This window comes from uncultured Aquincola sp., assembly GCF_964001545.1.
Taxonomy (GTDB): Bacteria; Pseudomonadota; Gammaproteobacteria; order Burkholderiales; family Burkholderiaceae_C; genus Aquincola.
Window position 1 is genome coordinate 1 of the sequence record NZ_CAXFDV010000742.1, and the last position, 5,223, is coordinate 5,223.

Annotated in this window: 5 protein-coding genes and 2 pseudogenes; 6 read left to right on the top strand and 1 reads right to left on the bottom strand. The window is 70.7% G+C overall.

From position 1 onward, the window contains the following. Positions 1 to 111, bottom strand: a pseudogene (locus ABNT58_RS26025) (GlxA family transcriptional regulator); the annotation flags it as partial. A 108-nt stretch (positions 112 to 219) separates the two neighbouring features. On the opposite strand from ABNT58_RS26025, the gene ABNT58_RS26030 reads away from it, so the two are divergent. From ABNT58_RS26030 to ABNT58_RS26055, 6 genes and pseudogenes are all read left to right on the top strand, one after another. Then, entirely contained in the window at positions 220 to 1,029 is an 810-nt protein-coding gene (locus ABNT58_RS26030) for an SDR family oxidoreductase (RefSeq protein WP_348756283.1), read from the top strand. Between the two features lie 54 nt (positions 1,030 to 1,083). Then, positions 1,084 to 1,890, top strand: coding sequence for an ATP-binding cassette domain-containing protein (locus ABNT58_RS26035; protein WP_348756284.1), 807 nt, complete (start codon positions 1,084 to 1,086; stop codon positions 1,888 to 1,890). Between the two features lie 69 nt (positions 1,891 to 1,959). Beyond that, positions 1,960 to 3,048 carry an ABC transporter substrate-binding protein gene (locus ABNT58_RS26040; RefSeq protein ID WP_348756285.1) on the top strand — a complete coding sequence of 363 codons (1,089 nt, stop codon included), beginning with the start codon at positions 1,960 to 1,962 and terminating at the stop codon, positions 3,046 to 3,048. Positions 3,049 to 3,059: 11 nt separating this feature from the next. Next, complete coding sequence (locus ABNT58_RS26045) at positions 3,060 to 4,142, top strand: ABC transporter substrate-binding protein (RefSeq protein WP_348756286.1); 1,083 nt, start codon at positions 3,060 to 3,062, stop codon at positions 4,140 to 4,142. Between the two features lie 2 nt (positions 4,143 to 4,144). Beyond that, on the top strand, positions 4,145 to 4,987 hold the full coding sequence (locus tag ABNT58_RS26050; protein ID WP_348756287.1) for an ABC transporter permease: 843 nt from the start codon (positions 4,145 to 4,147) through the stop codon (positions 4,985 to 4,987). Next, a pseudogene (locus ABNT58_RS26055) lies at positions 4,987 to 5,223 on the top strand (ABC transporter permease); the annotation flags it as partial. The gene ABNT58_RS26050 and the pseudogene ABNT58_RS26055, both read left to right, overlap by 1 nt.

Sequence of the window (5,223 nt, forward strand, 5' to 3'; positions counted from 1 at the left end):
CACCTCGTAGAAGGGCTCGCCGGCCACCAGGTTGGCGAACTCGAACACCGCCTGGGTGCCGATGGCCAGGATCTGGAAACCTTCCGACAGGATGTAGCCGACGCGGTGCATGGTGCTTGTCCTCCGATGTCTCGAATCATGACTGTATACGTCATTTGCGCCATCGGGTTTGCGGCGCACAGTCCGGGTCATCGCAACCCCCACCGCAAGAGGACCGACATGACCGCCTCCGACTCCGCATCTTTGGGCACCGCCCTCATCACCGGCGCCTCCTCGGGCATCGGCGCGCTGTACGCCGACCGCCTGGCCCGCCGGGGCTACGACCTGATCCTGGTGGCGCGCAACCGCCAGAAACTGGACCGGCTGGCCGACGACATCACCAACCGCACCGGCCGCGCGGTGGAGGTGTTCACCGCCGACCTGGGCGACGCCGCCTCGCTGGCCACCGTGGAAGACAAGCTGCGGCAGGACGCCAGCATCACGCTGCTGGTGAACAACGCCGGCATCGGCACCCATACGCCGCTGCTGCAAAGCGACGTGGCGCGCATGACCGAGATGATCCACCTCAACGTCACCGCGCCCATGCGGCTGGCCTATGCGGCCGTGCCCGGCTTCGTGGCCCGCAGTCGCGGCGCCCTCATCAACATCGCGTCGGTGGTGGCCATTGCCCCCGAAACGCTCAACGGCGTGTACGGCGCCAGCAAGGCCTTCGTGCTGGCCTTCAGCCAGTCGCTGCGGCATGAGCTGGCGGCGCAGGGCGTGCGGGTGCAGGCGGTGCTGCCCGGTGCCACCGCCACCGACTTCTGGGCCTTGGGCGGCCTGCCGGTGGAGCACCTGCCCAGCCACATCGTGATGCGGGCCGACGACCTGGTGGACGCGGCGCTGGTGGGCTTCGACCGCAACGAAGCGGTCACCATCCCATCGCTGCACGACGAGCAGGCCTGGCAGACGTACGAGGCCGCACGGCAGGCGCTGGCGCCGCAGCTGTCGAGCCACCAGCCGGCGCAGCGCTACCTGGCTGGCGCATAAGCATCCACGAATCGCTTCGTTGCCCGCGCGGTGCGGGCTGCCTAGGGTGGGGCCATGCCCCTCACCCCGTTCCAGGCGCCGGCCGCACCGGCGCCACCGGCACCGCGGCCGCCGGGCCTGCCCGAGGCCTTGCTGCGCTTTCGGCGCCAGCTGGACGAGCCCGCCTGGTGCGGCGGCCCGGCCGGCTTGGTGCTGCGGCTGCAGACACAGCCCGATGGCCTGGACCTGCAGTTGGCCGCCGGCCAGCTGGTGCTGGTGACCGGCCTGCCCGGCAGCGGCAAGAGCCGGCTGCTGCAGCAGTTGTGCCAGCGGGCGCAGGCCGACGGCTGGCGGCACGACGTGCAGCAGCTGGGCCCGCCGGGCAGCGGCCCCGACGGGCTGCGCCCCTGGCGAAAACTGCTGGCTCACGCCCGCGGTGCCGACCGCCAGCAGGCGGCACAGCAGGCGCTGCGCGCCTTGCAGGCGTTGGGGATGGGCAGCCACGCCTTGCAACGCGTGTGGCGGCTGGCGCCTGCCCAGCGCCGCCTGGCGGCCCTGGCCCTGGCCTTGGCCCGCCCCGCACCCGCGCTGCTGCTGGATGAACCGTTGAGCGGCCTGCCGCCCACGGCCGCGCCCGGCCTGCGGCTGCTGGTGCGCCATGCGCTGCGCCACAGCGGCAGCACCCTGGTGCTGGCCACGCGGCAGCCGGCGGCCTGGCTGAACCTGGCCGACCGGGTGCTGTTGCTGGAAGGCGGCGCCTTGACCTGGGACGCACCCGTGCCGCTGCCGCGTTTGCAGCACAACCCGGTGCTGGCGCTGCTGCGCCAGCGGCTGCTGCTGCGTTTGCAGCAGGCGGGCCTGGACCTGCATATCCAAAGTTGAAATGAAACGTTCACCTGTCTAGGCAAGCTGCCTATCGTGCATCCAACGCTTTCAACGAGGGATGCCGACATGAGACTGCAACGCTGGCTGGGCCTGGGGTTCGCTTCCCTGGCGCTGGCCCTCTTCACCCTGGCTGCCCAGGCCCAGAACCCGAATGTGGTGCGCATCGGCGTGGCCAACGGCGGTGTGGGCACACCACCGCGCACCGGCGGCTCCACGGTGGGCATCGTCAATGCGCAGGGCCTGCTCGAGAAGGAGTTCGAGCGTGACGGCATCCAGGTGCAGTGGATCTTCTTCAAGGGCGCCGGCCCGGCGGTGAACGAGGCACTGGTCAACAAGCAGCTGGACTTCGCGTGGCAGGGCGACCTGCCCAGCATCGTGCACCGTGCCGGTGGCGTGAAGACGAAGATCATCGTCGGCAGCGGCGTGCGCAACGGCTTGTACCTGGGCGTGCCGCCCGACTCCACCATCACCCGGCTGGAGGACCTCAAGGGCAAGCGGGTGGCGGTGTTCAAGGGCACCAACCTGCACCTGGCCGCGGTGCGCGCGCTGGCCGCCAAGGGTTTGAAGGAAACCGACCTCAAGCTGATCAACCTGGACACCGCAGGCGCGCAGGCGGCGCTGGTCACCAAGGACATCGACGCCGCCTTTGGGTATGTGGAGCTGTTTGCGCTGCGCGAGAAGGGCGCGGCCAAGGTGGTGTGGTCGGCCGCGCAGGACAGCTACCGCTTCACGCGGCAGACGGTGCTGCTGGTCACCGACGACTTTGCCCAGCGCCATCCGCAGGTGGTGCAGCGCGTGGTCAACACCGTGGTGAAGGCGGCGCGCGCCTATTCCGACGAGCAGCAGCGCGGCGAGTTGTTCGCGCAGTGGGGCAAGGCCGAGCTGCCCGAGCGCTTCTGGCGCGAGGACTTCATCGGCCAGCCGCTGCGGGTGCGGGTGTCGCCGTTGCTCGACCCCTTCCTGGTGGCCCGCTACAAGGACGCGGCGGCCGAGGCGCATGCGCTGAAGCTCACCCGCAGCGTGCCCGAGATCGACAGCTGGTTCGACCGCCGCTACCTGGACGTGGCGCTGAAAGAGCTGAAGCTCGAAGGCTACTGGCCCGAGTACGCGGCCGATGGCGAACTGGCCGGCAGCAAGCTCGCCGCCGCCCGCTGAAGGAGCCCGCGATGACGCTCACACGACGCGGCGCCCTGCGCCGCCTGGCCGCCGGTGGCGCCGCCAGCCTGGGCCTGCCCGGCGGGGCCCGCGCACAGGCCGCGACCCACACGCTGCGCATCGGCGTGGCGCAGCCGGCCGTCGGCCAGCCGCCTAGCATCGCCGGCAGTTCCATGGCCATCGCCCATGCCAAGGGCTGGATCGAAGAAGCCTTTCAGCCCGAGGGCGTGAAGGTGGAGTGGCTGTTCTTCAAAGGCGCCGGCCCGGCCGTGAACGAGGCCCTGACCACCGGCCAGCTGGACTTCGCCTTCCAGGGCGACCTGCCGGCCATCGTGGCCCGCTCGGCCGGGCTCCAGACGCGGCTGATCCTGGCCACCGGGGTGCGCAGCAACCTCTACATCGGCGTGCCGCCCGATTCCCCGCTCAAGACCGTGGCCGACCTGCGTGGCAAGCGGGTGTCGCTGTTCCGCGGCACCAACATGCACCTGCCGGCGCTGCGGCTGCTGGAAGCGCAGGGCCTGGCCGAGAAGGACCTGAAGATCCTGAACCTGGACACCGCCGGCTACCTGGCCGCACTGTCCACCCGCGACATCGATGCCGCCATTGGCGCGATGGACATCCTGCGCCTGCGCGACAAGGGCCAGGTGCGCGTGCTCTACGCCAGCAAGGGCGATTCGCCGGTGTTCACCCGCCAGAGCCATGTGCTGGTGACCGACGCCTACGCCGCTGCCCATCCGCAGCATGTGCAGCGCCTGGTGGATGCGGCGGTGCGCACCGCGCGCTGGTCGTCCGACGAGGCCCACCGCGAGGAGGTGCTGCGCCTGTGGGCCCGTGCCGGCACACCGTACGAGCACTGGAGGGAAGACTACGCCGGCGAGCCGCTGCGCGTGCGGCTGAACCCCAACTTCGACCCCTTCCTGGTGGCCCGCTACAAGGACGCCGAGGCCCAGACCTACCGCTTCAAGCTCAGCCGCAAGCGCTTCGACGTCGAAGGCTGGATCGACACCCGTTACCTGCAGACTGCCCTGCGCCAGCAGGGCCTGCAGAACTACTGGCCTGTGTACCAGGCCGATGGCAAGGCACTGGGAGCCTGAGCATGGAACAACCTCTGCACATCGGGCTGGACCGCGGCGTGGCCGTCGTGCCCCGCTTCACGGCCCCGCGCTGGCGCCTGCCCCGGCTGGCCGTCGGCCGCTGGCTGCTGGCCTGGCCGGTGCCGCTGGCGGTGCTGGCGCTGTGGTGGCTGGCGGCGCAGAACGAATGGATCGCGCCGCAGGTGCTGCCCTCGCCCGAGGCGGTGGCCCTCACGCTGGCGGAATCGGCGCGCAGCGGCGAGCTGTGGGCCCACCTGCAGGTGAGCCTGCTGCGGGTGCTGGGCGGCTTTGGCGTGGGTCTGGCCGGCGGGCTGCTGCTGGGCGTGGCCATGGGCTTGTCGCCCACGGTCAAGGACTACCTCTACCCCACCTTCAAGGCCTTCAGCCAGGTGCCGGTGCTGGGCTGGCTGCCACTGCTGATGCTGCTGGTGGGCATCGACGAGGCGCTGAAGATCATCCTCATCAGCAAGGCGGCGCTGGTGCCCATCGCGCTCAACACCTACAAGGGCATCCAGGGCGTGCCCACGCGCTACATCGAGGTGGGCCGGGTGCTGCGCTTCTCGCGCTGGCAGATGCTCAGCCGCGTGGTGTTTCCGGCGGCGCTGGCGCCGATCTGGAACGGTGTGCGCTACGGCCTCACCCATGCCTGGCTGGCGCTGGTGGTGGTGGAGCTGCTGGCCTCCAGCGAAGGCCTGGGCTACATGATCGTGTTCGGCCGCCAGCTGTTCCAGCTGGACGTGGTGCTGGCCGCGGTGGTGGTGGTGGGCGCGGTGGGGGTGCTGCTCGACAAGCTGCTGGCCCTGGTGGAGCAGCGGCTGCTGGGCTGGCGCAAGGAGGGGCTGTGATGGCACGCACCCTCATCCCCCGCCCGCTGCGCGGCTGGGTGCTGCCCGCCGCCTTGCTGGCTGCCTGGTGGCTGGCCACCCGCTGGGGCTGGACCACTTCGCCGCTGCTGGTGCCGCCCGAAAAGGTGTGGGCCACCGCGGTGGAGCAGGTCACCAGCGGCAAGCTGGCCGCGGCCCTGGGTGCCAGCCTGCGGCGCGACCTCATCGGCTTTGCCATCGGCAGCTCGGCCGGCCTG

Bases quoted from the DNA above. Each gene is read 5' to 3' on its own strand.
- ABNT58_RS26030 (WP_348756283.1), top strand. From the start codon at position 220: ATGACCGCCTCCGACTCCGCATCTTTGGGCACCGCCCTCATCACCGGC.
- ABNT58_RS26035 (WP_348756284.1), top strand. From the start codon at position 1,084: ATGCCCCTCACCCCGTTCCAGGCGCCGGCCGCACCGGCGCCACCGGCA.
- ABNT58_RS26040 (WP_348756285.1), top strand. From the start codon at position 1,960: ATGAGACTGCAACGCTGGCTGGGCCTGGGGTTCGCTTCCCTGGCGCTG.
- ABNT58_RS26045 (WP_348756286.1), top strand. From the start codon at position 3,060: ATGACGCTCACACGACGCGGCGCCCTGCGCCGCCTGGCCGCCGGTGGC.
- ABNT58_RS26050 (WP_348756287.1), top strand. From the start codon at position 4,145: ATGGAACAACCTCTGCACATCGGGCTGGACCGCGGCGTGGCCGTCGTG.